The 25760-nt window shown below is 57.1% G+C and carries 18 protein-coding genes and 1 tRNA gene; 4 read left to right on the top strand and 15 right to left on the bottom strand.

The window, feature by feature from the left end; all coding sequences use genetic code 11:
* Positions 1–335 precede the first annotated feature (335 nt).
* The 3 genes from Tam1G_RS10630 to Tam1G_RS10620 form a co-directional block, all read right to left on the bottom strand.
* Positions 336–1724, bottom strand: coding sequence for an MFS transporter (locus tag Tam1G_RS10630; RefSeq protein ID WP_165781993.1), 1389 nt, complete (start codon positions 1722–1724; stop codon positions 336–338).
* A 527-nt stretch (positions 1725–2251) separates the two neighbouring features.
* A complete protein-coding gene (locus Tam1G_RS10625; RefSeq protein ID WP_101626501.1) occupies positions 2252–3340 on the bottom strand; it encodes a LacI family DNA-binding transcriptional regulator in 1089 nt (362 codons plus the stop codon).
* A gap of 151 nt (positions 3341–3491) precedes the next feature.
* A complete protein-coding gene (locus Tam1G_RS10620; RefSeq protein ID WP_101626500.1) occupies positions 3492–5141 on the bottom strand; it encodes an MFS transporter in 1650 nt (549 codons plus the stop codon).
* A gap of 232 nt (positions 5142–5373) precedes the next feature.
* On the opposite strand from Tam1G_RS10620, the gene Tam1G_RS10615 reads away from it, so the two are divergent.
* The gene (locus tag Tam1G_RS10615; protein ID WP_101626499.1) at positions 5374–6681 is read left to right on the top strand and encodes a DUF3945 domain-containing protein; all 1308 of its coding nucleotides are present in this window, start codon (positions 5374–5376) and stop codon (positions 6679–6681) included.
* Between the two features lie 241 nt (positions 6682–6922).
* Here the strand turns inward: Tam1G_RS10615 and Tam1G_RS10610 are convergent, their stop codons facing one another.
* From Tam1G_RS10610 to Tam1G_RS10575, 8 genes are all read right to left on the bottom strand, one after another.
* Positions 6923–8263, bottom strand: coding sequence for an MFS transporter (locus Tam1G_RS10610; RefSeq protein ID WP_101626498.1), 1341 nt, complete (start codon positions 8261–8263; stop codon positions 6923–6925).
* 889 nt (positions 8264–9152) lie between these two features.
* Positions 9153–10151, bottom strand: a complete 999-nt coding sequence (locus Tam1G_RS10605; RefSeq protein ID WP_165781992.1) for a hypothetical protein — start codon at positions 10149–10151, stop codon at positions 9153–9155.
* Between the two features lie 715 nt (positions 10152–10866).
* Positions 10867–12393, bottom strand: a complete 1527-nt coding sequence (gene gtfA, locus Tam1G_RS10600; RefSeq protein WP_101626496.1) for a sucrose phosphorylase — start codon at positions 12391–12393, stop codon at positions 10867–10869.
* Positions 12394–12970: 577 nt separating this feature from the next.
* Positions 12971–14242: an ABC transporter substrate-binding protein gene (locus tag Tam1G_RS10595; protein WP_242689693.1), complete on the bottom strand. Its 1272-nt coding sequence runs from the start codon at positions 14240–14242 to the stop codon at positions 12971–12973.
* A 433-nt stretch (positions 14243–14675) separates the two neighbouring features.
* Positions 14676–15485, bottom strand: coding sequence for an ABC transporter ATP-binding protein (locus Tam1G_RS10590; protein WP_101626495.1), 810 nt, complete (start codon positions 15483–15485; stop codon positions 14676–14678).
* Positions 15485–16465 (bottom strand): ABC transporter ATP-binding protein, encoded by a 981-nt coding sequence (locus tag Tam1G_RS10585; RefSeq protein ID WP_101626494.1) that lies wholly within the window; start codon positions 16463–16465, stop codon positions 15485–15487. The genes Tam1G_RS10590 and Tam1G_RS10585 overlap by 1 nt, the downstream gene beginning before the upstream one ends.
* Entirely contained in the window at positions 16458–17441 is a 984-nt protein-coding gene (locus Tam1G_RS10580; RefSeq protein ID WP_101626493.1) for a branched-chain amino acid ABC transporter permease, read from the bottom strand. The genes Tam1G_RS10585 and Tam1G_RS10580 overlap by 8 nt, the downstream gene beginning before the upstream one ends.
* Before the next feature lie 3 nt (positions 17442–17444).
* Complete coding sequence (locus tag Tam1G_RS10575; protein WP_101626492.1) at positions 17445–18881, bottom strand: ABC transporter permease subunit; 1437 nt, start codon at positions 18879–18881, stop codon at positions 17445–17447.
* Between the two features lie 211 nt (positions 18882–19092).
* Between Tam1G_RS10575 and Tam1G_RS10570 the strand changes: the two genes are divergently transcribed.
* Genes Tam1G_RS10570 through Tam1G_RS10560 form a run of 3 tightly spaced genes read left to right on the top strand, consistent with a single transcriptional unit; the run spans position 19093 to position 21782 of the window.
* Positions 19093–20379, top strand: a complete 1287-nt coding sequence (locus Tam1G_RS10570; protein ID WP_101626491.1) for an adenylosuccinate synthase — start codon at positions 19093–19095, stop codon at positions 20377–20379.
* Positions 20380–20424: 45 nt separating this feature from the next.
* Positions 20425–21411, top strand: a complete 987-nt coding sequence (locus tag Tam1G_RS10565; RefSeq protein WP_101626490.1) for a fluoride efflux transporter FluC — start codon at positions 20425–20427, stop codon at positions 21409–21411.
* Positions 21411–21782, top strand: coding sequence for a fluoride efflux transporter FluC (locus tag Tam1G_RS10560; protein ID WP_165781991.1), 372 nt, complete (start codon positions 21411–21413; stop codon positions 21780–21782). The genes Tam1G_RS10565 and Tam1G_RS10560 overlap by 1 nt, the downstream gene beginning before the upstream one ends.
* A gap of 104 nt (positions 21783–21886) precedes the next feature.
* On the opposite strand, the gene fbaA is transcribed toward Tam1G_RS10560, so the two are convergent.
* The 4 genes from fbaA to htpX all read right to left on the bottom strand — a co-directional run bounded on the left by fbaA (position 21887) and on the right by htpX (position 25296).
* The gene (gene fbaA / locus Tam1G_RS10555) at positions 21887–22954 is read right to left on the bottom strand and encodes a class II fructose-bisphosphate aldolase (RefSeq protein ID WP_101626488.1); all 1068 of its coding nucleotides are present in this window, start codon (positions 22952–22954) and stop codon (positions 21887–21889) included.
* A 116-nt stretch (positions 22955–23070) separates the two neighbouring features.
* Positions 23071–24021, bottom strand: a complete 951-nt coding sequence (locus Tam1G_RS10550; RefSeq protein WP_101626487.1) for a DMT family transporter — start codon at positions 24019–24021, stop codon at positions 23071–23073.
* A 133-nt stretch (positions 24022–24154) separates the two neighbouring features.
* Positions 24155–24228 (bottom strand) — tRNA-Gly (locus tag Tam1G_RS10545).
* A gap of 129 nt (positions 24229–24357) precedes the next feature.
* Positions 24358–25296, bottom strand: coding sequence for a zinc metalloprotease HtpX (gene htpX, locus Tam1G_RS10540; protein ID WP_101626486.1), 939 nt, complete (start codon positions 25294–25296; stop codon positions 24358–24360).
* Positions 25297–25760 lie beyond the last annotated feature (464 nt).

Below are 25760 nucleotides of genomic sequence, written 5' to 3'. Positions count from 1 at the left end.
TGTTCTTTTGGAAAAGTCCTCAGGGGGTTCACGTTGTGGAATCAAAGATTTTCACAACGTGACACGTTGTTTTTCGGAACTTGGGCTCCCCTTGTCAGGGGAGCTGTCACGGAGTGACTGAGGGGTAGTTTCATTCAGAAACTGCATGGTGTATGACTACCCCTCAGACTCGCTTCGCGAGCCAGCTCCCCTGACAAGGGGAGCCAAGGAAGCGGCTACTTCGTGAAATCAACGTCCGTGCTGAGCCGTTAAGCGAAAGCCCAGTGGGCTTTCGTAGGCGAAGTGAGCGATTGCAACTTATAGGCAATCGCGAAGCCGGAAACCAGCCGTGGACTTTACTTGGTAAAGTCCACGTCCTTTGTCTCACGGCAGGTCATCACGGCGACCAGGCAGCACACGGCCATCACGCCGAGGTAGAGGCCTACGGAGTGGACGCCCCAGTTGTGGGACAGCCATGTGGCGATGGTCGGCACGAAGGCAGCACCAACGATGGCGGCCAGGTTGTAGCCGATGCCGGAGCCGGAGTAGCGCACGTTGGCGTCGAACAGTTCAGGCAGGAAGGCACCGATCGGACCGAAGGCGATGCCCATCAGCGCGAAGCCGATGCACAGGAAGGCCAAGTTGGCGGCGAAGTTCTTCTGGCCCACGAGCTGACCGTCCAGCAGGAACGGGAACAGCAGAGCGAAGACCACGAGTGCGCAGGAAGAGAAGGTCAGCACGCGACGGCGACCGATCTTATCCGCGTACAGGCAAGACAGCACGATGAACAGGGCGAACACGCAGATGGAGATCATGAGCATGAGCAGGTATTCCTGGTTGGTGAAGCCCAGGTTGCCGCCGCCGTCCGCAACATCCTTGGTGCCCCACGCGAGGGACCAAGTAGCGAGCGTGTAGAACAGCGTGTAAGTCACAGCCACAAGGAAGGTAGCCTGCAGCACCTGACGCCAAGACTTGCGGAAGACCTCGGTCAGCGGGGACTTCACAACCTTCTTCTGCTCCTGAGCCATACGGAAGATCGGGGTCTCCTCCATATGAACGCGGACCACCAGGCCGATGATCACCAGTACTGCGGAGAGCAGGAACGGCACGCGCCAACCCCAGGACAGCATGGCGTCCTGATCGTTGAAGGATTCCAGCACGAAGTAGGTGCCGTTGGACAGGAAAAATCCGATCGGCGCGCCGAGCTCCGGGAAGGAGCCGTACAGTGCACGCTTGTTTTCAGGTGCGTTCTCGGTGGCGACCAGTGCTGCGCCAGACCATTCACCACCCAGGCCGATGCCCTGCACGAAGCGCAGGAGGCAGAGGATGGCGACTGCGAACACGCCAGCCTGATCGTAGGTCGGCAGGCAGCCGATCAGGAAGGTGCCAACGCCCATGGTCATCAGGGAAACAACCAGCGTGGTCTTGCGGCCCATACGATCACCGAAGTGACCGAAGACCAGCGAGCCCAGCGGACGGGCGATGAAGGCGATGGCGAATGTCAAAAGGCTCATCAGCAGGGCCACGGTTGGGTTGGCCTTGTCAGAGAAGAAGATGTGCGGGAAGTAGTTTGCCGCGGCAGTACCGTAAGCGTAGAAATCATAGAATTCGATGGCAGTGCCGACCATCGAGGCAGCGATTACGGTCTTGACCGAATCACGAACCATGGCAGCCGCTTTGCCCGCTGCCGCGCTGGCCACGCCAGCCGCCTGTTCCAGACCGTTCTCTTCGAGAGCTGCAGTCATTATTGCTCCTGTTGGTTTTCGCCCTGCATAAACAACCCAACTTGCGGGGCGATCGTTTCACAATGTGTTTCACACTGTGCTCCACATTGTGTTACGTGGCTTATGTTGTTGCTTGTATTGCTTGCTGTTCCCGTCTCGCGGGGTTTGCTGTAAGCCTTGTGAGCGCAACAAAAAAGCCCCGCAACTTGCAGGGCCTTACCGATTGTGTCAGCTTGATTGGCCCTGCCTTCGTTGGCGGGGCTTCAAGCATCATGCCGAATTAGTCCGCCAGCGAAGACGGGCTAATAATTCGTGCGGATACAAACGCAGAAGCATTGAATCCAGTCATCGCGTGGCCTCCTTTCGGTATTTCACGGGTCCGTTTGACCCGAACTGGAAAGTTAAGATAGGTTCGCTTTGCTCGCCAATCCAGCAAAGGTTCACATTGTGGACAGGCGTAATTGGATATCGTCGCTTTGTATGGCTCCCCTTGCCAGGGGAGCTGGCGGCGAAGCCGACTGAGGGGTATCCCATCACAAAACTGCAGGCTAGCGAGTAGTTTCGCCGGGCACGAAGGTCACAGGAATGACTATTCCCAACTGCCCAGAATCAACAGAATCAGCAGAATCGGCGGAATCCTCAGTCCTTTCAGCCTGGACTGCACCATCAGATTGTTTACTTGCAGACTTACCTGCCGGCTTGTTCGCAGCCTCAATCTGCTGATCCATCTGATCGGCCAGTGCCGCTGCAATCGCGGGAAAATCCTGCCGCACAACAGTCAGTCGCTTTCCTGCCAGTTCGGCAGCCATCGTGCCATCGTACGCAATAATTTGCAGACTGCCCGGCACATCGATACCGCGGCGCTCGGCTTCCTGCAGCGCGACCGCAGCCACCACATCAGAACCGACTATGGCATCGACGTCAGGATATCGTTCGAAAATCGCGGCAGCAGTAGCTTCATGAGCTACCACATCAGTCACGGAACCTGCTTCCACATAATCGCAGGCAATGCCCGCGTCAGCCAGCATCTGCTCCACAGTGAGGTGATAGCGAACCGTGAGGAACGTCGTGCTTTTGGTGAACTGCGAGCGCGGGCCACCGACGAGGACTACGTGACGCGCACCGGAATCAATCAGCTGCCGCGCGATGATGCGGCCACCTGTCTCATGATCGGAGTGCACGGCCGGCACACCGGCTCCAAGAATACGATCGAAGGCCACGATTGGGCGGTGAATCGACGTCCAGTAATCAGGCTGATGCTCGGTGTGCGCGGCCATAATAATGCCGTCCATCATGTGCCGCTGCAACATGTTCACGTATTCGCTTTCGCCAGTGGCAGCGTCGGCAGTAGAGCAGAGCAATGTTTTGAGACCGCGCGAAGCGAATTCGCGCTGCAAATGCGCGGTGAGGGTGGCAAAAAATGGATGCAGAATAGTCGGCACGATAACGCCGATGGTATTTGTACGATTGCGGTACAGGTTGCGGGCCAGTTCGTTGGGAATGTAGTTGAGCGACTGCATGGCCGCTTCGACTTTGGCGCGCATGTCGTCCGAAACGTAGCCGGCATTATTAACCACCAGAGAGACCGTGCTTACCGACACTCCTGCCTGTTTGGCTACGTCACGCATGCCAACCATATGTTCTCGCCTCCATCGGTTCGTCTGCCCTTGAGATGCGCATCATTGCTGGTATCCCACACGATACGCAAACGGGGGCGTGCATCTGCTGCACACCCCCGCATATTCGCACTGGAGACCAGTGTACTCGAACCGGTTTTACTGCCGAGTATTATTCGCTGATTTCTTCGATTTTTTCTGCGCCCAGCAGTGTTACGATGCCAGCGAGCAGCACCATGACAATACCGGCTGGGAAGAGCAGATAGTATCCGAACGAGTGCGCGAACGCATTGACCAGCAACGCACCGATAATCGCGGCAAGCCCCAGCCCAGCGGAGTTGGCGAGCGCATAGACGCCAAGGTCATGGCCGGCATTGCGCGGGTCGGGCAGCGCATCCATTACCAGCTCCAGACCAAGCGCATCATAAATACCGAATGCGAATCCGGAAATCAGCGCGAACAGAATCATGCCGTTTTCGCGCGCTGTGCCGGTGGACCATACGCCAAGCCCCCAAGCGAGGCCAAGACCAACAGCATAGGTCAGGCATGCGGCGGCCACTACAACAGACGTGCGAATGCCGCGGGCTTCAATTGCTTCAGAAATGGGGGCTGCCGACCATGATGCGAGCGCAGCGCCGATCAGGGTTGCGATGGCCATAGCGCAAATCAGGAAGCCGGCCGGAATGGTCAGCGGCGCGGAGGTGAGTTGCACGGCTTTGCCGTACACCCAGAAGCGCACAAGATACCAGAGAAAGACGCTGGTCAGGCCGACACCGGTCATCATGCAAGCGCGGGCGGCGAATACGCGCGCAAAGGCTGGAGCACCAGTTGGAGGGCGCAACTGATCCAATACTTGACTGCCGTTGAACTGTTGGCGAGGTTGTTCAGTGCTGGAAGGTTCGCGCGGCAGAATCAGCACCGAAGCAATGCCGGAAATCGCAAATAGTACAGCCGCATAAATGAACGGCGAATAGGAGTCGAACATCACGCCGAAGGCACCCACTAGTACACCAAGTGCCTGAGCCAGCATCACACCGATGCCATGCCAGCGTTCGATGCGCGGGCGGAACTTGTCTGGCACACGTTCACTGATGGCGCTGGCCAATGGCGCGGACAGCATAGCATAAGCGAACTGCATAAGCGCCCAGAAGAAACACATCACCACAATGCTGGTGTCTTGCCCCAAAATCAGGGTGAACAGCGCGCACAACAGGCCGCCGGTCACCATCCATGGAGTGCGGCGGCCGAACGGCGTGCGCGTGCGGTCAGACAGCGCGGAAACCAGCGGGGTGAACAGCGCTGCGGCCACAACGCCGACGATGACCAGCACGGCGAGCGGCATGGCCAGCTCGGTGGCCACCGGGAAGGGTCGGCCGGTTACTGGATTGATGGTGACTTGCAGCACGGCGGTGTCATAGTGGAACAGGCGTGCCACCGCGTTGGGCAAGGCGACGGCATTCAGTGCGATCCAGGGGGCGCCGATCAGCATCGAGGCGGCAAAGAAGCCCCAATTGAGGCGGCTGACCGTCTTGGCGTCGGGCTTTTCGCCGTTGGATGCGACCATCGGATCGCGCATATCAAGGTATGCGGAAGACATGTCCGGGGCAGGAGCGTCTACGCTGGCAGCGGCGGCGACTGCAGTGGCAGTGCTGGCTGCGGCCAGGCGAACGGCCTGTGCTTCCGGCTGATCTGCGGAAGCTTCTGGCGGGCGGCGACGGTTTTTAATGGCCAGGCGGGCTACTGCAGCCTTATCTTCAGGGCTGAGTGCCTTATCAAGATCCGGGCGATCATCAATTCCCGGACGCTTATATGGTTCCAGCATGGTTCGCTCTTTCTCTCGTTCTCTCGCACAACGCAAAACCGCCCGCACGCACTTTGCCTCAGTGCATTGCGAGCGGCTTACTTTTTCATGCGTTTAGTTTACGCCGGCCCTATCCCGGCGCCCCGGCGCCCCGGTACCCCGGTGGCATATTGATCGCGTATGCCGCTCCCTGCCCATCACCCGCCTATGCTGGTGAATGAAGTAGTATGTCAATCACGACTAAGGAGTCACCATGACATCCTCTGACCCTCTTCAGTCACCCGCACAGCAGCAGCCCCAGGCACAATCCCAACAGCAATCCCAGACACGCACCCCGCCCCTGATTAAAATCGCTGTTCCGCAACGGCCCCAGCAGACCCAGGCCAGTGCTAGTGCGTCTCAGCAGCAGCCACAGCAGCCGGTGGAGGTACCCGCGCAGGCATTCGGACACACGTTCACGCCGCAGGAGCGGCAACTGTTGCAGGCCGGCTATGTGCTGTACTTGACCGGCTTGGTCTCCAAGGCAGGCAACCTTTACGCCGCAGACATCATCTTGAACCGACAGACCGGACGCGTGGAGTTCTTCAAAGGCATACCCACCCACTTCCACGGTGTCCCGCTGGACGAGGGGCAACGCGGCGCCCTCGCCAACAACATGATCGTCTACGTGAGCGGGCTGGTCAGCAAGAAAGGCAAGCCGTACGACGCCGACATCGTCTGGAATCAGGAAGCCGGCAAGCTGGAGTTCTACAAAGGAGTGCCCACTCACTTCCGCGGAGCTCCCCTCTCCCCCGTCGAACGGCAGAAGCTGGCGGCAGGTAGGAAGATAACATTCAAAGGACTGCTCGACCCCGATCCTTTCTACCGGCAACGCGGTAGAAGAAATGACGTTGACCTGCGTTTCGACCCGGAGACCGGTCGGCTGCGCAATGTGGATGTGCCATTGGAATACCGTGGCAGGCCTTTGACATACTCCGAACGGCTTCACCTGGCGGTTGGCGACGACGTGACCATCCAGGTGACAGGCAAGGACGGCAAACCGCACAAGCAAGTGTTGTCCTGGAACAGGAAGACCAGCGAGCTGTTCCGCCGCGATTTCGCCGGACATGTGCTCACCGACGAAGAGTTCCAACAGCTGGATGCGGGCGAGACCATCTACTTGGCGGATATAGACGCTGACGTGTTGCGCGACCCGAAAACGGGGCATATCACGTTCTCCAAGGAATTCCCCTCCCATTACATGGGCTTTTCGACGAAACAGCTCAACACGTACACTCTCATCGAACGCGGTCAGCCGGCGGTGTTCTACGACAACTCCAATGCTGCGATTGCCATCGTCTACTGGGACCAGGAAAAAGGACGCCTCGCGCGATATAGCTTCATGGACATGCCCGACGAGTTCATGGGCGAAAAGCTAAGCCGTGCAAAGCGCGCTACCCTTGCCGAGGGGGGTGCCGTCAAGGTGCGCATCGACGACGAGTACGGGTACACCATATACTCGGTCTGGTACGATCCCGAAGCTGGCTGTCTTGACGGAGATGCTATAAAGCATCAGTTCTGACGCTAACGCTTGATGGCGTTGAATTGACTCCCAATATCCTCGGTCTCAGGGCTGGCGCCGCCAAAGTGAATAATCCTACCCACAACAACAGCAAAGGCTACAGTCACAGCAATAGCCACAGCCACAGCAATAGCCAATAAAAATCGGCTCGCTTCGGTTCCTTTTGGGAACGAGGCGAGCCGATTGCTTAGGGAATTCTTCGGAAAGAAGCTTGCTTATTCGCCGCCGAAGCAGCGACGGATTACTTGACGCCCTTGATGCGCATGATGAGGAAGGCTGCGATCAGCACCACCACGATGCACACCGGGAACACCAGGCCGTAGTTGCCACCGGTGGCCATAACCACACCAGAGGTGAGCAGGGAGCCGAGCACGGTGGACAGGGTGTTGGCCATGTTGAGCACACCCAGATCCTTGCCAGCTTCCTTCGGGTTCGGCAGAATGGAGACGTTCAGGGCCTGGTCGATGGCGTTGTAGACGCCGTAGCCGAAGCCGGCGATGGCAGCGAACAAGTACATGCCCCATGCGTTGTGGAAGATCCACGGCATTGCAGCACCGATGGCGAACAGGACGCTAGCACCAGCAACCGGAACCTTACGCATGCCGAGCTTATCGGAGATCGGGCCGGAGACGAGGGCTGCAATCAGGGAGACGACCATGGTGATCACGGACATGGTAGCGATTACGCCAGCGGCTGCGGTCTTGAGCTGTTCGGCGTTGTAGCCGGAGTCGGAGAAGGTGTAGTACTTGACCACGTAGAGCAGGTAGCCGTTAATCATCTGGTAGCCGGCGACCATCATCATGCGGCCGAACAGAGCGTAGTAGAAGTTGCGGGAACCCTTGCCGTGCGGCGGGATGAAGGCCTTGAGCACCATCTTCACGCTGATAGGCTCACGCTCTTCGTCCACGTTGGAGGGCTCGCGAGGCCAGATGCCGACCACAATGATGCCGACGAGGGCGAAGCCCAGAGCACCAATGGTGAAGCCAAGATCGATGTTGCTGATAAGCAGAGAACCGACCAGGGAACCTGCGGTCTGGCCGAGCACGCCACCGGCGCCCATGAAGGAGGAGACGGAACCACGGAACTTATCCGGCACGCGGTCGGACAGGGTGGCGACGAACGGAGCGTTCATCCAGTTGTAGAACAGCTGCATGCCACACCACAGCAGCAGAATGAGCGGCAGAGACTTGGTGACGAGCAGGCCGGCCACGCAAGCGCCGCAGAGAATGCCACCGCTGATGATCCACAGCGTACGCTTGCCCCACTTGGAGCGGGTCAAATCAGAGAAGGTACCGAAGATGATGTTGGCGAACAGAGCCACCACGGAACCAACGGAGTTGATGGTACCGATGAAGGCCTCACGCTGGCCGGGAGCAATCTGATCCACGAGCTGCGGCACGAGGATGGAGGACAGCGACACCCAAACGATGCCGGTGATGATAAGGCTGATGGTAAAGCCTGCGCCAAGACGGAATACGTCTACGACGGACGGGCGACGGCCGTAGCTGTCAAGCTCGTTAGAATTGACAGCGGCTGCAGCTTCTGCGTTTGGCGCTGCTGCCGTTTCGATGGTGTTTTCCATGGTTCTCTTCCCTGTGCTGGTGGGTTTTACAGGACTCTTCGATGACGTCTGTAGTTATGCGGATCGCGGAAGGCGGCAACCGTGGTGCGAACTGCGGGAGCTCCGATGGGCGAGACTTTTCGGTGTCTCTGACCTAAAAGGTCTGTTGGTGCAACTCCTGCGTTGACTCGTATGTCGTCTGCATCGAACCGGTTCGATAATACCTCGGAGTCAATCGTTTGACCTAATCGACTCGGCGTGTCGAACCGGTTCGAGACATGAACACCCACACAGCTCTCCCATAGCCACTCACAAACCCCTCACGCATTCCCCGGAATGCGCCGCAAAACACCCCTCCCAACGCCGCATTCCCGGAAATGCGACGTGAAACCTACCGTGAAACCCACCCCTTACGACGCAATACCCGGAATGCAGCACAAAACGGCCATACCCGCGACGCAATCACAGGAATGCGGCACAGAAGGCCCACTCACGACGCATTCCGCAGAATGCATCACAAAACAGGCCACCCCACCCCTCTCACCGGCACATTCCCGGAAATGCGACGCACAGCACACCCCATGGCGACGCAATTTGGGGAATGCATCGCAAAACGAGCCACCCCGACCTTCTCAGCGACGCAATCACCGGAATGCAGCGCAGAACGACACCATCCTCACTACATTCCCTGAAATGCGCCGCAGAGCACCCCGTCCAACGCTACATTCCCCGAAATGCGACGTGAAACCTACCGTGAAATACACCCCACGCGACGCAATCACAGGAATACAGCGCAGAACTGCCGCATTCGTACTACATTCCCCGAAATGCGTCGCGCAGCGAAAAATGCAAAAATGCCCGCTGTGGCGCATTTCCCGGAATGCAGCACAGCATAGCGAGCATCAACTCATCAATATTCGTTACAAACAAAACCAGTGAACGGCGTCGGCATACCTTTGTTAGGCTGCGGCACACCCGCGGCGAGAAGCCGCTGTTCCAGTTGCAGTCGGTTGCGCACATGCGACATCTGAAAACGCACTACAGGTATCCCCCTCAGCGTAATTCCAGACTCCCTCTCCTTCTCTCGCAAAGTAACAGCGACCGCATCAGAACCTCCCGTCATTGCAGGATTCTCGTATTTCTCTCGACCATCCAATTCGCCGACAACAAGAGACCCGTCCTCTAGCGTCCAAGTAAAGTCAACAAAAATCGGATTCCCATCAATCGGATTGATAAATTTCCTCTGGCATTCCGGCTTAGCGAAACCCAGCTCGAGCCCGGCCGCATAGGCAATTGCCTCTCCGCCATTCGTGCAGGCGGGGTCAACATTTTGCGCAACATACCGAGCGCGCGGCAATCCACGCTTCTTCTTCATATCGGCACAGTATGACTGCAAACTGTGCACCGTGCTGCCAGTCAGCCGCAAGCCCATAGTGCAGATTGTCATCCCAGTCGAAAAATCCAGTGATCTTGCACAATCGAACATGGTGCGCATGGGATTGGTCGTGCGTACACCATTGGACATAATGCTCTCCGCATTAGGAATATAGTGCGCAATATACTGCCCATGCCGGCCCGCTTCAGACTGTTTGCGCGCAACCGTATGAATGTAGCGTTGCTGATAGTAAGTGGAAGTGTAGCCCAAAGCTGCCGCCGCCGAAATGCCACAAACCGTCAATTCGCGATCTTTCGCGCTTGCAGTTCGCAGCACATACATAATCCGTTCGGCGTACGGCAGTCGCTCCCACAGAGCAGTGCGAATGTAGAATCGCGGGAATGGCATGACAAGCTCGCCTGACTGCACACGGCGCTGCAGAGGGTGATAGTCAGCTCGGTCAAGCGGCCAGACGCACATGTGCCGCTGCTCAGCCCAAGCAAGGAGTCTTTCAGTTCGCGGATGCTTATTCATGGATGCGAGCGTAACTGATTTCCGCCCAACAATTGAAGGAAAACGACCTATGTGGTTCTAGCTTTCGGTTGTGTGTATAGCTGGCCGAACCTGATGGATTTAAGAGCTTATTTTTGTGCGCAAATGTGATGATTTGCGCAGTCGGTGGCCGACTTATCCACATAATGCCGATTATTCGCGTGTTAAGCACAACAAATGTGGATAAGTTGCGGTCGGACGGTAGCGGTTTATGCAGTGCCTCATTCCCGGGATTGCGCCACGCAACGCGTTCCACCAAGCGACGTAATCACGGGAATGCGTTCCGGAATGGTGCACGGCGGTTCTTTTTTCCGCCGCATTCCGGGAAATGCGACGCCAAGTGAGCCCCCTGCACCACATTCCGGGGAATGCGCTGCAAAACGGACTCTCTGGCGCCACATTCCTCGAAATGCGGCGCGAAATCAAGCATTCAGGCCTTCCCACCGACGCATTTCCCGGAATAAGGCGCAGAACATACCTGGAACATACCGATCGCAGCACATTCCGGGAAATGCGTCGCGAGACACCCCGTCCAGCGCCACTTTCCCGGAATTGCGTCGTGAAACCTACCGTGGAACGCACTCTTTGCGACGCAATTACAGGAATGCAGCGCAAGAGAGACCGCGCAACGCTACATTCCGGGGAATGCGCTGTGCTCGAAGCATGATGAGCACAGCGCACCCCACACATCATGAAATCAGTCGAGGCTCACCACTGGCGGATTGTTGAGCAAATCGGCGGTTTCATGATCGCCCGCAGCATCCGTCCAAGTCAGGCTTGCGACCGGCTCTGTATTATCAACCCCAAGTCCGCGACCGGGCTCGAATGTCAGCGCAGCGCTGGTCTTGCCATCGGCAGCCGCCCAGCGGAAGGTAATGGACGTATCACCATCAACCTCATAGCTAAACTCGCCATCGAATGCAGGCAGTTCATTGCGGAACTTAGCCAGAGCGTTCAGCGCCTTGACTACCGGGCGAGCGAGGTTCTCGTCAATTTCAGCAGTGGAGTAATAGTGGCGATTGATATCGCGGCCATTGTTGGTCTTGCACAGCAGTTCCATATCATTCTTGCCAGCGAGCGCGCCCACGTAGTACACCTGCGGCACACCCGGCAGGAAGAATTGCACGGCGCGAGCGGCAATGTAGTGCTGATCGTTGCAACCGAGCGCGGAATAGTACGTGCTGTTGACCTGGTACAGATCCAAGTTGGATGCAGCAGCACCGGTGGCAGCCTGAGATTCGCCGTGCGTATTGGCGTGGATGGTGTTGACCAGATTGTCCACGTCCTCATCCGGCACGAGACCCTTGAGGCTGCGGTCGAGCTGGTCGGAACCGATGTCGATCACGCCGATGCCGTCGTGTGTATCGAGCACGGTGACGGCGTTGTTCGGGCGGATTTCAGTCCAGTGTGCAACCGGCTCAACATGACCGGTGAACAGCGAGTGCAGGAGCAGCGGCGGCAGCGCGAAATCATAGACGCGATCCACCTTAGAAGCGATTTCCACCTGCTTCTTGTAGTAGCTATGCACCTCAATCAGGATTTCGAGGCCGCGCTTGACGCCTTCTTCGCGCAGGCGGGAGATGAGCTTGAAGGTCTTGGGCGTCATGAAGCAGCTGGTGCCGGCTTCCTTGGCACCATAGCCGACTGCGTCAAGGCGGATGTAGCTTACGTGGCTGGCGGCCATCTGGTCGAAGATGGACATCAGGTATTCCCAACCCTTGTCGGAGTCGGTATCAATATCCACTTGCTGCGGGGTGAAGCTGACCCACACCAGGCGGGTCTTGCCAGCGAACTTGTAGTGGGTGAACGGCAGACCCGGGCGCGGGCGGTAGATGCCAGCCAGGTCTTCTTCGGTGGCGCCGTTCGGGAATACGGAGCTCATGGTGAGGAACATCGGATAATACTCGGATTCCTCGCCGTTCTTGAGCACGTCCTGGAACTGGGCGGATTCCCAGCTCATGTGGTTCACGATGGCATCAACCATGATGTTGTGGGTTTTGGAAAGCTCGGCAACGTCATCCCAAGAGCCGAGGCGTGAATCGACTTTGGTGTGGTCGATGGGATCGAAGCCAGCGTCCGCTCCATCGAACGGGGTGAAGAAAGGCAGGATGTGCACACCATCGTAGATACCGCTGAAGCGCGTGCGCAGAATGTCGGTCATGCTGGCGATAGTGCCGTCGCCGAGACGATCTGCGTAAGTAATGAGTTGGACTTTGTTCTTCACTGCAACTCCTGTGTTGTGTCGGGGGCTATGCGCCGAACAGGTGAGACTCTGTACCGCTGAGTCTGCGAAACCGTTGCCCTACGAGATTGTGTCTCACCTGGGCTCAGGCTTTGTTCGGTGCTCGCGCCTTTTGTATCGAACCGGTTCGATACTATCGTCGCAACAAACCGGATGGCAATTCACTCGGAGTGTCGAACCGGTTCGACATCGCTATCTCTCCCCTCTAACCGCCCCTTCCTGCCGCATTCCGGAAAATGCGCCGCAAAACCAGCCGTCCCGCAACACATTCCGGAAAATGCGACGTGAAACGGGCCATTCCAGCCTCCTGAGCGACGCAGTTCGGGGAATGCAGCGCCAAAGAACCCACTTTGCGACGCAATCACCGGAATGCGGCACCGCACAGCCCCATCAGCGTCGCAATTCGGGGAATGCAGCTCTGAGGCACCTCGCAACACTGCAGCCCCGCAACATATCCCGCAACATACGAAAAGGCCTCCGCAAACGTGCGGAGGCCTAGCATGCTGCCGGCAAAACAGCTAATTCAAACCGGGAATCAGTTCAACAATCAGCGCAACGATCAGGCGGTCGGAACCTTTCCTTCCTGCGTGTGGTCGAACTTCGGAACATTGCTGCCGTCGAACACGTAGACGCCAATGTTTGCGGAGCTCGGATCATTGTTCTTGTTGAACGGGCCGATGCCGGTCAGACCCTTGTACTTGATTTCCTTGCCGGACTTCAGCGCGGCGAGGCAATCCTTGTACGTGGTGCATTCGGTGCCGCCGTTTGCGCCGGAGACTGCGGCCATGTTCTTCTGAATGGTCACGCCGTCTGCGGAACCGCCCTTCTGTGCGGCAAGCGCCGCGAGGATGATGCCATCGTAGGTTTCAGCGCCATAGGTGAAGGTGGAAATATCCTTGCCGTACGCCTTGACGAGCTTCGCCTGGAAGTCATCGGATGCCATCACGCCTGGGATAGTGCCCTTGGCACCTTCCAGCAAACCGGCGTCGAGATCCTTGGAATAGTCGGCGGTGTTGCCATCAACGAAGTAAAGCTTGTGGGTGTCAACGCCTTGGGAAGCGAGCTCCTTGACCAATGCCTTGGTCTGGTCGAAGGCCACGATGGCGATCGCGTCCGGGTTGGAAGCCTTGATTGCGGTGACGATCGAGGAGAAGTTCGTTTCAGTCGGATCGAAGGCGTCGTTGGCGCCATACACCACGTTCACGCCAGCACCTTCAACGGTTTTGACGATGGTGTCACGCAAACCGGTGCCGTATTCATCGTTAAAGACTGCAACCGCAAGGTTCTTGACGCCATCCTGCGCGATAACCTGGCCAAGAACCGCACCCTGCACGGAATCCGGCGGCACAGTGCGGAAGAAGTATGGGCTCAGGCCGGAGAAGTCGGAGCTGGTGGCGCCCATGGAGAGCATCGGCACGTTGGCGGATGTGATGGTCTTGTACACGTTCTTCACCACGGAGCTGGAGGCCGGGCCAATCACGAACGACGGGTTCTTGCTCATCACGGATTGGGTTGCGGACGAGTTCTGATCGGCGTGATCAGCGTCGGAAGTATCAGCGTCCACGGTGGTGACGTCTTTGCCGAGTACACCGCCGGCGGCGTTAATGTCGGAGACTGCAAGCTTTTCGGCGGCGAGCTCAGGAGGCGCCAGGTAGGCTAGGGAACCGGTTTCAGGCCACAGTCCGCCCAGCACGAAAGTGTCGGTCTTCTTGGCGGAGGCGCTGGAATCGCCGGATGTTGAGCCGCTTGAACCGCAGCCGGCGAGCGCCATGACTGCAGCTGCTGTAGCTGCGATGATTGCCATCGACGTTTTCTTGATGTTCTTGTTCATAAAAGCCACCTATCCTCTCTATTCCCTTTCGGGCAGTGGTTTTTTTCGATTGAGATTGGTGAGAGATGCGATCTGCTGCTGCACAGTGATTTGTTGTTGTTATTGATGAGCAGAATCAGATAGCGTGTAACCTCTTGCTCTCGAATCTTGTGGCTGAGCCTAAGCGCTGGTTGCTTCGTGCAGATTGTTCGCATGTAACCAGCTGATGAAGCCCGAAAACTGTTGGAAACATGCGGTTTTGAGGGTGATTTTGGGCATGCTTGCGCCAAGGTTGATCTCTCCCTCAGTCTCGCTTACGCGAGCCAGCTCCCTCGTCAGAGGGAGCCGAAAAGACCTTCTGCAAGAAGGCAGATGACGCGTGCGGAGACGCCCGTCCGAAGCCGAAGGCGTGCTTAAGCACGTCGAGTGCTGAGGAAAGGGCGTATACGCTCCGTCATCTGTTTTCTTCTTGTACTTCTTCTTCCAGGTTGCCCAGATACAGCGATATCACCTTTGGGTCTTCCAGCAGATCGCGGCCGCGGCCGGAGTAGGCGTTGCGGCCTTGATCAAGAACGTAGCCGCGGTCGCAGATTTGCAGGCAGCGGCGAGCGTTCTGCTCGACGATGATGACGGAGACGCCGGCTTTGTTGACTTGGCGGACGCGGATGAAGGTCTCATCTTGGAGCATTGGGGAGAGTCCAGCTGAGGGCTCGTCGAGTAGCAGCACAGACGGGTTCATCATGAGGGCGCGGGCCATGGCGACCATCTGCCTCTCGCCGCCGGAAAGCGAGCCGGCGAGCTGGTCTTTGCGCTGCGCCAGCTTGGGGAAGATGGAGCAGACGTAGTCGAATCGTTCGCTGAACTTTTTGGGGGCTTGGTAGGCGCCCATGTGCAGATTTTCGGCGATGGTCAGGGAGGGGAAGACGTTCTCTGTTTGGGGAACGAATCCCACGCCGAGAGAGACGAGTTTGTCGGCTCTCAGGTTGGTGATGTCGTTGCCTTTGAGAATCAACTTGCCAGAGTGAATGTGCACTAAGCCGAACAGTGATTTGAGCAATGTGGATTTGCCGGCTCCGTTGGGGCCGATGATGCCGACGATTTCGCCTTCGTGCAGGGTGAGTGATGCACCGTTCAGAATGTTAACGCCGGGCAGATAGCCGGCGACTAAATCCACGGCATCGAGCAGTGGCTCGCCGGCCGGTTCTCCAACGTGGATTTCTGAGCGCGGGCGGGTGTCTGGCGTAACGGTTTCGATATCAGTCATCAGTGCTCCTCGCTTTCTTTGAGGTCGAGCACGGCGTCGTCACCGAGGTCGATGTTGGCATGTGCGCCGAGGTAAGCGTCGATGACAGCGGGATCGTTCATCACGCTCTTGGGCTGCCCTTCGGCCACGATTTTGCCTTCGGCCATAACGGTGACCCAGTCGGCGATATGGCGAACCATGTTGATGTCGTGCTCAACGAACAGCACAGTGGTGCCTTCTTCGCGCAACGACATGATGTGGTCCAGCAATGATTGCTTCAGGGCCGGGTTCACGCCTGCCATTGGCTCGTCGAGCATAACGAGCTTGGGATCACGCATCAGAGCACGCGCCATCTCGAGCAATTTGCGCTGACCGCCGGAGAGCGATCCGGCGAAGTCATTCTTCTTCTTAATCAATAAGAATCGTTCGAGCAGAGCCTCAGCCTTTTCGATGTTTTCCCGCTCTTGTTTGCGCCACAGTCCTGGAATCAGCGAACGGAACATGCCTTCGCCAGGCTGCACGGGGGCACCGAGCAGCATGTTGTCGAGCACGGTCAGTCGGCTCATGACTTTGGTGAGCTGGAAGGTGCGGACCATGCCCATGCGCGCCACCTTTTCAGGCTGCATATGGGCCATGTCTCGCCCGTCGAACCGCCAGTCGCCGGTGTTCGGCGTATCGAAGCCGGTCATCAGGTTGAAGAACGTGGTTTTGCCGGCACCGTTCGGGCCGATCAGCGCGGTGATGCCGTGGCGTTCGATTTCGAAATGATTCACGTCCACTGCGGTCATGCCGCCGAATTTGCGGGTCACATGGTCCGCCACCAGAATCGGATCGGGCTTATGCACGCCGGGCGTATTGTCCACGAACTTCAGGTCTTCGGAAACCTTGTCCTTATACGCCGTGGAGATGAGCGTCTCGCCTTCGGGCGCTTTGGTGGCCCATTTGGCAAGGTCTTGGAATGGCTTCGCTTCCCGCGTCGTTTCAACATTATTCTCACGCATTGAACGCCAGCTCCTTTCGGTCTCCCAAGAGGCCTTGCGGTCTGAATATCACGAGGCACATCAGGGCCACGCCCACAATCACCCAGCCCAGCGACTCCACTTGGTTCGAGGAAATCAACGTGTCTGGGATAGCGCCGCGCATCACTTCCTTGACGAACGTGAGCAGCACCCACAGCAGGCAGGAGCCCAGAATCGGGCCGAAAATCGTGGCCGCACCGCCGAGCAGCAGAATCGTCCATGTGTAGAACGTCACTGCGCGGCCGAGCGAATCAGGCTGCACCGAGCGCGGCAGCACGAAAATAATGCCGCCGAGCGCACCGAAAATACCGCCCAGAATCAGCGCCTGCATTTTATAGGTGGTGACGTTCTTACCCAGCGAGCGAATCGCGTTCTCATCCTCACGAATACCCTTCAGCACGCGCCCCCACGGCGAATGGAACCAGCGCCAGCACAGAAGCGCGGCAATCGCCACAAGCACCCAAGCCACAATGCGCAACCACCAGGAGTTCGCAATGTTGTTGTTGTACGTCCATAGCAGGAACGTTGTGGCTCCATTGGGCAGCGGCGACGTGCCCTCAAACTGGGTGGTGAAGTCCTGCGGGGAGATGCCTGCAGAGCCGCCTGTGATCTTCGTCATGGCTGTTGAACGCCCGATAATACGGATGATTTCAGCAGCCGCCAAAGTCACCATGGCCAGATAATCCGGCCCAAGTTTGAGCGTTGGAATACCCAGCAGCAGCGCGTAAATCACCGCGAGTGCAATTGCCGCGCACACTGAGGCGAACAGATTCGCGCCCATCGACTGAGTGACCGCGAATCCATACGCGCCCAGCAGCATGAATCCCGCCTGGCCCATGTTCATCAGACCTGTCATGCCGAAATGAATATTGAGGCCGATTGCGGCCAGCACATAGGCCGCAGTAGTCGGGGCAATCAGCTCGCCCAGCGTATCGGAAATAATAGTTACAAAATCCATGGCTCAGCCCACCCTTTGCTGCTTGCCGAAGATGCCCTGCGGACGAATCAGCAGGACGATGATAAGAATTGCCAGCGCGCTGGCGTAGCGCATGTCATTGGGGATGATGAGCGAGCTCATATCCGCCACGATGCCGATGATCAGGGAGCCGACGAGCGCGCCGTTCGCAGTGCCGAGACCGCCGAGGGTGACTGCCGCGAACATCAGCAGCAGTAGGGTTGCGCCGGTATTCCATGAGATACCGTTCAAATAGATGCCCAGCAGCACGCCGGACAGTGCCGCCATGCCGCAGGAGAGAATCCATACGATGCGCACCACCTGCTCCACATTGATGCCGGACGCCGCAGCGAGCGCGGCATTGTCGGACACAGCTCGCGTGGCGCGGCCGAGGCGTGTGCGGTACAGGAAGAAGCTCACTCCGATAATCACCACGATGGCGATGCCAGCGGAAGTCAGCGTCGGCATATCCGTGGTGACCGGGCCCAGATTGAAGCTGGCGGGCACGGACTTGGTGATGCCCATGATTTCGCCGCCGAAGAAGAACTGGAACGTGTACTGCAACGCCATCGAAAGGCCGATGGTCACAATCATCTGCTGCATGGTTCCCACGCGTTTGCGGCGTAGCGGCGCCCAGATGAGCTCGTTTTGAATCCATCCGGTGAGCGCGCCGATCAGTACGGCGAAGATGGCGGACGGAATCAGTGGCCAGTGCAGAATCTGCGTGCCCACATAGGCCATCAGACCGCCGAGCGACACCTGCTCGCCGTGGGAGAAGGAGCTCAGGCCCGTAGTGCCGTACACCAGGTTCATGCCGACGCTCATCAAGCCGAGCATCAGGCCGAAAATAATGCCGGAGAACAACTGCTGCCAGACGCGTTTGCCGATGTTTGCGCCGGCTGCGGAACCGTTGGCGCCGGTTGCGGAGTCGCTGGAACTGGAACTGGAGCTCGAGCCTGAGCTGCCCGCGGAACCATTTGCAGAACTGGAACCTGAGCTGGCACTGGAATCAGACGACGCAGGCGCCGGCTTATCGAATCGGACTACTTGGCGAGCCTTATCGAAACTGTTCTTTTCGATTTCAACTTGTGCGCTGGCGGCTTTCAGGCCGTATTGCTTGGCCACCGACTCGTCCATCGTGACGGTGTATTTGCCGTCTGCGGACACCGAGAACGCCCAGTTACCTTGCGCATCGGTAGTGGTGGTGGCTGATTCCTTACCGGAAAGCTTCAGCTCAACGTTGGCGATGGGTTGTTTGTTCGCGTCTTGCAGGATGCCGTTGACGCATCCGTTCGTCGCGGTTGGATTACATGTGGAAACGGCCTCAGCCGCAAACGCGCGACTTGGCATAGTGATACTGAGCGCCATCAATAGGGCGAAAATTGCGGGTAACAGCAATAATCCCAGTCGATGACGCCGCACTGATGAAGTTACGGCTGTCATATAACTGTCCTCTCTGGATTGGTTTTCAACCTAGGCGAGCAATCAGCGCGCGCCGTTGCGCTGAGGTTTCTCTTGCGTTACCGTCTGCCCGATTCGTTACACAGAAATAACGTGAGACCGGCCTTTCCACGAGTAGAGGCCGTAAGGTAATCTTGACCCGGCGAAAACGTATAAGCAACGTATCAGCATTGCGCGAGCGGGGAGGCAAAGCATGCCTGGAATTGTTCTGATTGGTGCCCAGTGGGGCGATGAAGGTAAAGGCAAGGCAACCGATCTGATCGGCACCAAAGTCGATTACGTCGCTCGCTTCAACGGCGGTAATAATGCAGGCCATAGCGTGGTGGTCGGCAACGAATCCTACGCACTGCACCTGCTGCCTTCCGGCATTATCAACCCGAACCTGACTCCGGTGATCGGCAACGGCGTGGTGGTCGATCCGGAAGTGCTGTTTGAGGAGATTGATGGCCTTGAGGCTCGCGGCATTGACTGCTCTCACCTGAAGGTGAGCGAAGCCGCACACATTATTGCCCCCTACCATCGCACGCTTGATAAGGTGACCGAGCGCTTCCTCGGCAAGCACAAGATCGGCACCACTGGCCGTGGTATTGGCCCGGCTTATGCGGATAAGATCAACCGCGTTGGCATTCGCGTGCACGATCTGTTCAATGAGAAGCATCTGCACGATAAGGTGGAGGCCAGCCTGCACCAGAAGAATCAGATGCTGGTCAAGCTGTACAACCGTCGCCCGATTGACGTGGACCAGACCACCGAAGAGCTGCTGAAGCTCGGTGAGCGTCTGAAGCCGTACGTGGCCAACACTGGTCTGATTCTGAACAAGGCACTCGATGAAGGCAAGACCGTGCTGTTCGAGGGCGCTCAGGCCACCATGCTGGACGTGGACCACGGCACCTATCCGTTCGTCACCTCCTCCAACCCTACTGCTGGCGGCGCTTGCACCGGTACCGGCGTTGGCCCCACTAAGATCACTCGCGTGATCGGCGTCTCCAAGGCGTATGTGACCCGCGTGGGCGAGGGCCCATTCCCCACTGAGCTGTTTGACGAGTCCGGCGAATGGCTGCGTCAGCAGGGTCACGAATTCGGCGTGACCACTGGCCGCCCGCGTCGCTGCGGCTGGTTCGATGCCGTGGTGAACCGTTACGCTTCCCAGGTCAATGGCCTGACCGACATCGTGCTCACCAAGCTCGACGTGCTCACCGGCTTGAAGGAAATCCCGATCTGCGTGGCGTACGACGTGGACGGCGAGCGTTACGACGATATGCCGACCGATCAGGCCGCATTCGCCGCCGCCAAGCCGATCTACGAGACCATGCCAGGCTGGGATGAAGACATCTCCGGCTGCCACGCATTCGACGAGCTGCCTGCTACTTGCCAGGACTATGTGAAGCGTCTTGAGGAGCTCAGCAACTGCCGTATCTCCGCCATTGGCACTGGTCCTCAGCGCGATCACATCATTTCCGTGCATTCGCTGATTGACTGAGTCGATTCGGCTGATTACTCGTCTATTTGACTGAGAACGTGGCTTATGTCCGATTCCGCGAATAATGCCAGTGTTGACGTTGCCGGTGATTTCGCCGGCAACGAGCCGCAGCCTAGCACTATAGAAATCTCCGCAGCACAAGTGCGTGCGCAATCCACTCCGGAGCCTCAGGGTGCTGCTGCGGCCGCACGTCCGCCAAAGATTCCACTTGCACCTATCAAAAAGGTTCAGGCGCGATTCAACCCGCTTGCCGACGGCATGGTGTATCTCGTGGTGTTTCTCGGCGGTACACTCGGTACAGCCATGCGTTATGGCCTGAGTTTTCTTATACCCGCCACCGCTCAGCCAGCCGGTTTCTGGCATTCATTCCATCTGCCTACGTTCATCGCCAATATGCTGGCCTGCTTCATTTTTGCAGGTCTTACCTCTTACCTTTCGCAAGCCATCTGGATTCGCAAGCGTGTACGCCAGCTCACTTCCCGCGGCTTGGGTATGGGCATGTGCGGCGGATTCTCCACACTGTCTGCTCTGGCAATCGAGGAGCTGACTTCCCTGCAAGTCAGCCATACAATGGGCGCAATCTTCTACCTGCTATTCAGCTTTGCTGGAGGCTTGTTGATGGCAGCCTGTGGTGCGCAGCTTGGACTTATGTTGACAGCGCATAAAACAGGCCGATTTGCGGCGGAAGCTTTACAACGCCAGCAATCTCAAGGTGGAGCAGTTCGGCATGTGACAGTTGGTGAAACAGTGCTAGTCGGCGGTTCCGATACAGCTGACGGCCGCGATGCCGGCAACGGTACTTCTGCTCATGGCAATAGCACTATTGATGACGCATCAACTAGCGAATCTGGGCCAATTTCTTCTTCTGGACAGACTGCGCATGCTGCTGCGTTACCAAACACAGCAGCATCCAGTACTATTGCAGCTTCTTCTGCTCCGATTGCCTCGATGGCGGAACCTTCCTTTGAACCGGCGCCGATCACCGATGAGATTCCTCTTACTGGCGACCTCACCACAGGGGAGGCTCACTGATGACTTTTCTGTTCGTCTGCATGTGCGGTGGCCTCGGAGCCACTGCTCGTTTTGTGTTGAACACGTCGATTCAGCAGATGTGGAAGCGACTGTTCCCGCTTTCCACATTTGTAATCAATGTAATCGCCACTTTCTGTGCAGGGTTGGCTGCTGCCGCATATGCACAGCAAGTTGTGCCGGAATCAACGTATTTGCTCTTTGTGACTGGATTCCTTGGCGGCTTTTCCACGTTCTCCACTGCGATTAACGAAATGGTTTCCCTGTTTCGTAATCGTCATTTCGGCATGGCAACGTTCTATTTGCTTACCACGATTGTGGTGCCGATTATCTGCGTAACTTTAGGCTGGCTTGTTGGCAGCCTAGTGCACTAAGTTGCTTCCCGGTTGCTTCCCGCCTTTTCTTTGCGACGCAATCACCGGAATGCGTCGCAAAGTTACTTCCCCAGTAGCGCAGAAATATAGCGCGAACAGTACTACTACTTCAGTGCTTTGCCAGCGGAACCGAGCTGCTGGCAAGCCTCAATCACACGCTGAGTCATGCCGGCCTCGGCCTTACGACCCCACGAGCGCGGATCGTAGAACTTCTTCTCACCGACTTCGCCGTCAATCTTCAGAACCTTGTCGTAGTTCTCGAACACGTGATCGGCAATCGGACGAGTGAACGCGTACTGCGTATCCGTGTCAATGTTCATCTTGACAACGCCATAGCTCACGGCTTCGGCAATCTCCTCCGGAGTCGAGCCAGATCCACCGTGGAACACCAGCTCGAACGGCTTGCCATTCGGGAAGGCCACTTGACCGGCAGCGCTCGGCAATTCGCCTTCCGCTACAGCACGAGCCACACGCGCCTGAATCTCACCCAGCAGAGCCGGACGTAGCTTCACCACACCGGGCTTGTATGCGCCATGTACATTGCCGAACGTGAACGCAGCCATGTATCGGCCACGCTCCCCCAGCCCCAGCCTGCGAGCCACTTCCAGACCATCTTCCGGAGTCGAATACAGCTTTTCATTGATTTCGGCAGAGTGGCCGTCTTCTTCGCCGCCAACTGCACCGATTTCAATCTCCAGAACCGTGTGTGCCGCCTGAGATTTCTCCAGCAGTTCCTCGGCGATATCCAGATTCTCCGTGAGCGGCACGGTGGAACCATCCCACATGTGGGACTGGAACGTCGGCTCCTTACCATGTGCCACTTCGTCAGCCTCGTATGCCAGCAGCGGGCGTACCCATTCGTCCAAGTACTGCTTGGCGCAATGATCCGTATGCAGCGCCACGGTGATATTCGGGTACTTCTCTGCCACTACGTGAGCGAATGAAGCCAGAGCCAGCGATCCGGTGACGCGATCATTCACGCCCGCACCGGAAACGTATGCTGAACCGCCCACAGAAATCTGGATGATGCCATCAGATTCGGCATCAGCAAAGCCCTTCAGCGCAGCGTTCAGCGTCTGCGAGCTCGTCACATTGATAGCTGGGTAAGCGTATCCGCCACGACGTGCGGCATCCAGCATTTCGGCATAACGTTCCGGTGTAGCAATTGTCATGGTTTTATTATGGCTCTCACCCTGCCCGCGCAAGTGCCGAGCTGGTTACAGGTGGCTGTGCGATTGGTCACATCTCGGTAAAATTTCTGCCGCATCAGCCACTACCGCACTAACCATTACCTCACTAGGAACACCATGATGAGAATCATGGCGAATCCGGCCAAGTCGGTCGGCGTGAAGATAGCGCCCGCGAACAGTACACCGGTGATGGTTGCGGTGACCGGTTCACTGGTACCGAGCATAGTGGCGCGCATAGCTCCGCAGCGCTGCGTACCGGCCAAGAACAGCCAGTAGGCGCCGAAAGTGCCGCCAACAATCGTGAACGCAACCAGCGCCAAACCGAGCGTATCCAACGAAGGCGCGGTTGCCCATGGGCGCACGAATGGCAAAAGCACCACTCCAGAAACCACGAACATAATGCCGTTGATGGTGAAGTTGCCCCATCGAGCCATCATCGCAATCGGCGCAATGGACATAATCGACGTGCACAATGCATCAAGTAAGCCCCAGAACAGACCAGCTGCAGGCAAGCTGAGCTGGCTGAGATCGCCTCCAGTTGCGATGAGCACTGTACCGGCAAAGGCCAGCGCGATGCCAATGCTCTCCTTCAGTCGCGGCAATCGCTGCCCTCGGACGCAAACAATCGCCAAAACGAACAGCAGATTCAGGCTCTGCAACACGGTGGCAGTGCCTGAATTAGTCCAGTCAATGGCTTTGAGATATGCCACTTGCACCAGTAGCACGCAGATAAGCGAGCAGGCGAGCAGCTTGAGATAGGATCCCCGATCTTTGAGCGCACCGATTAGCAACTTTGGCGTGAAAGCTCCAGAGCAGGCGATGAAAATAACGCCAGCCGCCAGTTCGCGTACGCAAGCAATCCAAAGAGGATCCGCATGATAGGTACCCATAAGCAGCTTGGACACTGTGGCATTAACACCCCATAATGTACCGCCGGCGAGCACCAGCGCTGCACCGACCAAAATGTCGTGCGGGGTGCGTTCGAACGTCGGAGTGCGCTGTGCTGACGTGGACTTGCGCTGCCGTGAAACAACCTTGGAAATACTCATCGCGCTTTACGATACGCGGGGAAAAGCACAGAATCGCCCCTGACACGTTGAAAGCGTGTTTTACAAATGCTTGTGTAAAGGGCAATCGTATCTTGGAAGACAAAAGAACCGTTGGATTTCCAACGGTTCTTGATGGAGCGGACGACGGGAGTCGAACCCGCCTCTAAAGCTTGGGAAGCTTTCATTCTACCGATGAACTACGTCCGCGTGTGCCCGACTTGCAACCGAAAACCACCAGTTGCAATGACGCACGGTTAGCTATGGTAGCACGGAATTGGAGAACTTAATGCGTTGCTCCCACGCTACGCGGCTTCCCTCAGAGAAGGAAGCCAGAAGTCATCGCAGAGCATGCACGGAATATGGCGCGGCTAGGGGCTGACCGCCGTTCATCTCCTGGGCCATCTGCATCAAGCGAGCAATACGCTGATCAGTTGGCGGATGAGTAGAGAACAGGCGAGAGAAACCGACAGAGGAGAACGGGTTCGCAATCATCATTGCACTCACCGACTGCGTGCCAGCGGTTTTGCGCATCGGTGTGGTTTGCGCACCATAGGAAATCTTATTCAACGCTGAAGCGAGCGCTTCAGGATCCCCAGTCAACAGACTGCCATCTTCATCAGCATCGTATTCACGAGTACGGGAGATTGCCATCTGAATCAGCGAAGCAGCAATCGGAGCCAAAATCGCACTTACCAGCACACCAATCAATCCAAGACCACCGGAATTATTATCGCGACTATCGCGCCCGCCGCCGAAATACATCAGTGAATAGCCAAGATATGTAATCACCGTGGCCATAGCGGAGGCGATTGCAGAAGTCAGAATGTCATGGTTATAGACGTGCATCAGTTCATGACCCAGAACACCGCGCAATTCGCGTGCGTTCAAAATCTGCAGAATACCTTGCGTGCAGCAAACCGCCGCGTGACGCTCATTGCGCCCAGTGGCAAATGCATTCGGGCTCATGGTGGGGGCAATATAAATGCGCGGCATCGGCTTGCCGGCCTTGGCACTGAGCTCGCGCACAATATGGTAAATCTCAGGAGCCTCCTGCTCACTGACTTCGCGGGCGCCCATCGAAGCGATGGCCAATTTGTCCGAGAACCAGTAGGAGACGAATGTGGTGGCTAGGCCAATCAGAATGTATATGCCCAGTGTTCCGCGGCTACCGCCTGTAGCCCACCAAATCAGCATGATGACGGCCCACATCAGGGCAAACAGCAGCGTCGTCTTCAGGCCATTGAAGTGGCCATGCACCCGTACATTGGCATTCATGAGGCCCAGCCTAAAGAGGGTAGCTGGATGATTGCTGGATATGCGCGGGGAGAAAAACCGAAGACCGCTCCACTTTGGCGATTACACACTTACGAAGAGTATTTTTGCCCTTCTGATATCTCTTTCTCCTTTTGACTGTAGGTTTTCCAACACTGACTGTAGGGAATCGAACACTAACTGTAGGAGATCCGACAAAAAACGTTGGAAAACCTACAGTCAGTGTTGGAAAACCTACAGAAGATGTCGAAAGACCGACAGTCAACGATGGAAAACCGACAGTCGAGGAATGGAAATATGCAAGAAGGGCGACTGAGAGAAATCCCAGCCGCCCTTTTGTGGTGCAGATAGTACCGATCAGCCCGACTCAGGCCAGAGCAAGCTCGCGCATCTGATCAGGTTCGATAACCTTCTTGTGCTCGCGGCCTTCCTTGGCGCCCTCAGCGCGTTCGAAAGCGTCGACCTTC

The sequence above is a fragment of the Bifidobacterium imperatoris genome (assembly GCF_002860405.1).
GTDB lineage: Bacteria > Actinomycetota > Actinomycetes > Actinomycetales > Bifidobacteriaceae > Bifidobacterium > Bifidobacterium imperatoris.
The sequence above is the reverse complement of the archived record's forward strand: the minus strand, read 5'-3'. Positions and strand labels throughout refer to the sequence as shown.

Coding starts and splice junctions, on each gene's coding strand:
- Tam1G_RS10630 (WP_165781993.1), bottom strand. CDS start 1,724: ATGACTGCAGCTCTCGAAGAGAACGGTCTGGAACAGGCGGCTGGCGTG.
- Tam1G_RS10625 (WP_101626501.1), bottom strand. CDS start 3,340: ATGGTTGGCATGCGTGACGTAGCCAAACAGGCAGGAGTGTCGGTAAGC.
- Tam1G_RS10620 (WP_101626500.1), bottom strand. CDS start 5,141: ATGCTGGAACCATATAAGCGTCCGGGAATTGATGATCGCCCGGATCTT.
- Tam1G_RS10615 (WP_101626499.1), top strand. CDS start 5,374: ATGACATCCTCTGACCCTCTTCAGTCACCCGCACAGCAGCAGCCCCAG.
- Tam1G_RS10610 (WP_101626498.1), bottom strand. CDS start 8,263: ATGGAAAACACCATCGAAACGGCAGCAGCGCCAAACGCAGAAGCTGCA.
- Tam1G_RS10605 (WP_165781992.1), bottom strand. CDS start 10,151: ATGAATAAGCATCCGCGAACTGAAAGACTCCTTGCTTGGGCTGAGCAG.
- Tam1G_RS10595 (WP_242689693.1), bottom strand. CDS start 14,242: ATGAACAAGAACATCAAGAAAACGTCGATGGCAATCATCGCAGCTACA.
- Tam1G_RS10590 (WP_101626495.1), bottom strand. CDS start 15,485: ATGACTGATATCGAAACCGTTACGCCAGACACCCGCCCGCGCTCAGAA.
- Tam1G_RS10585 (WP_101626494.1), bottom strand. CDS start 16,465: ATGCGTGAGAATAATGTTGAAACGACGCGGGAAGCGAAGCCATTCCAA.
- Tam1G_RS10580 (WP_101626493.1), bottom strand. CDS start 17,441: ATGGATTTTGTAACTATTATTTCCGATACGCTGGGCGAGCTGATTGCC.
- Tam1G_RS10575 (WP_101626492.1), bottom strand. CDS start 18,881: ATGACAGCCGTAACTTCATCAGTGCGGCGTCATCGACTGGGATTATTG.
- Tam1G_RS10570 (WP_101626491.1), top strand. CDS start 19,093: ATGCCTGGAATTGTTCTGATTGGTGCCCAGTGGGGCGATGAAGGTAAA.
- Tam1G_RS10565 (WP_101626490.1), top strand. CDS start 20,425: ATGTCCGATTCCGCGAATAATGCCAGTGTTGACGTTGCCGGTGATTTC.
- Tam1G_RS10560 (WP_165781991.1), top strand. CDS start 21,411: ATGACTTTTCTGTTCGTCTGCATGTGCGGTGGCCTCGGAGCCACTGCT.
- fbaA (WP_101626488.1), bottom strand. CDS start 22,954: ATGACAATTGCTACACCGGAACGTTATGCCGAAATGCTGGATGCCGCA.
- Tam1G_RS10550 (WP_101626487.1), bottom strand. CDS start 24,021: ATGAGTATTTCCAAGGTTGTTTCACGGCAGCGCAAGTCCACGTCAGCA.
- htpX (WP_101626486.1), bottom strand. CDS start 25,296: ATGAATGCCAATGTACGGGTGCATGGCCACTTCAATGGCCTGAAGACG.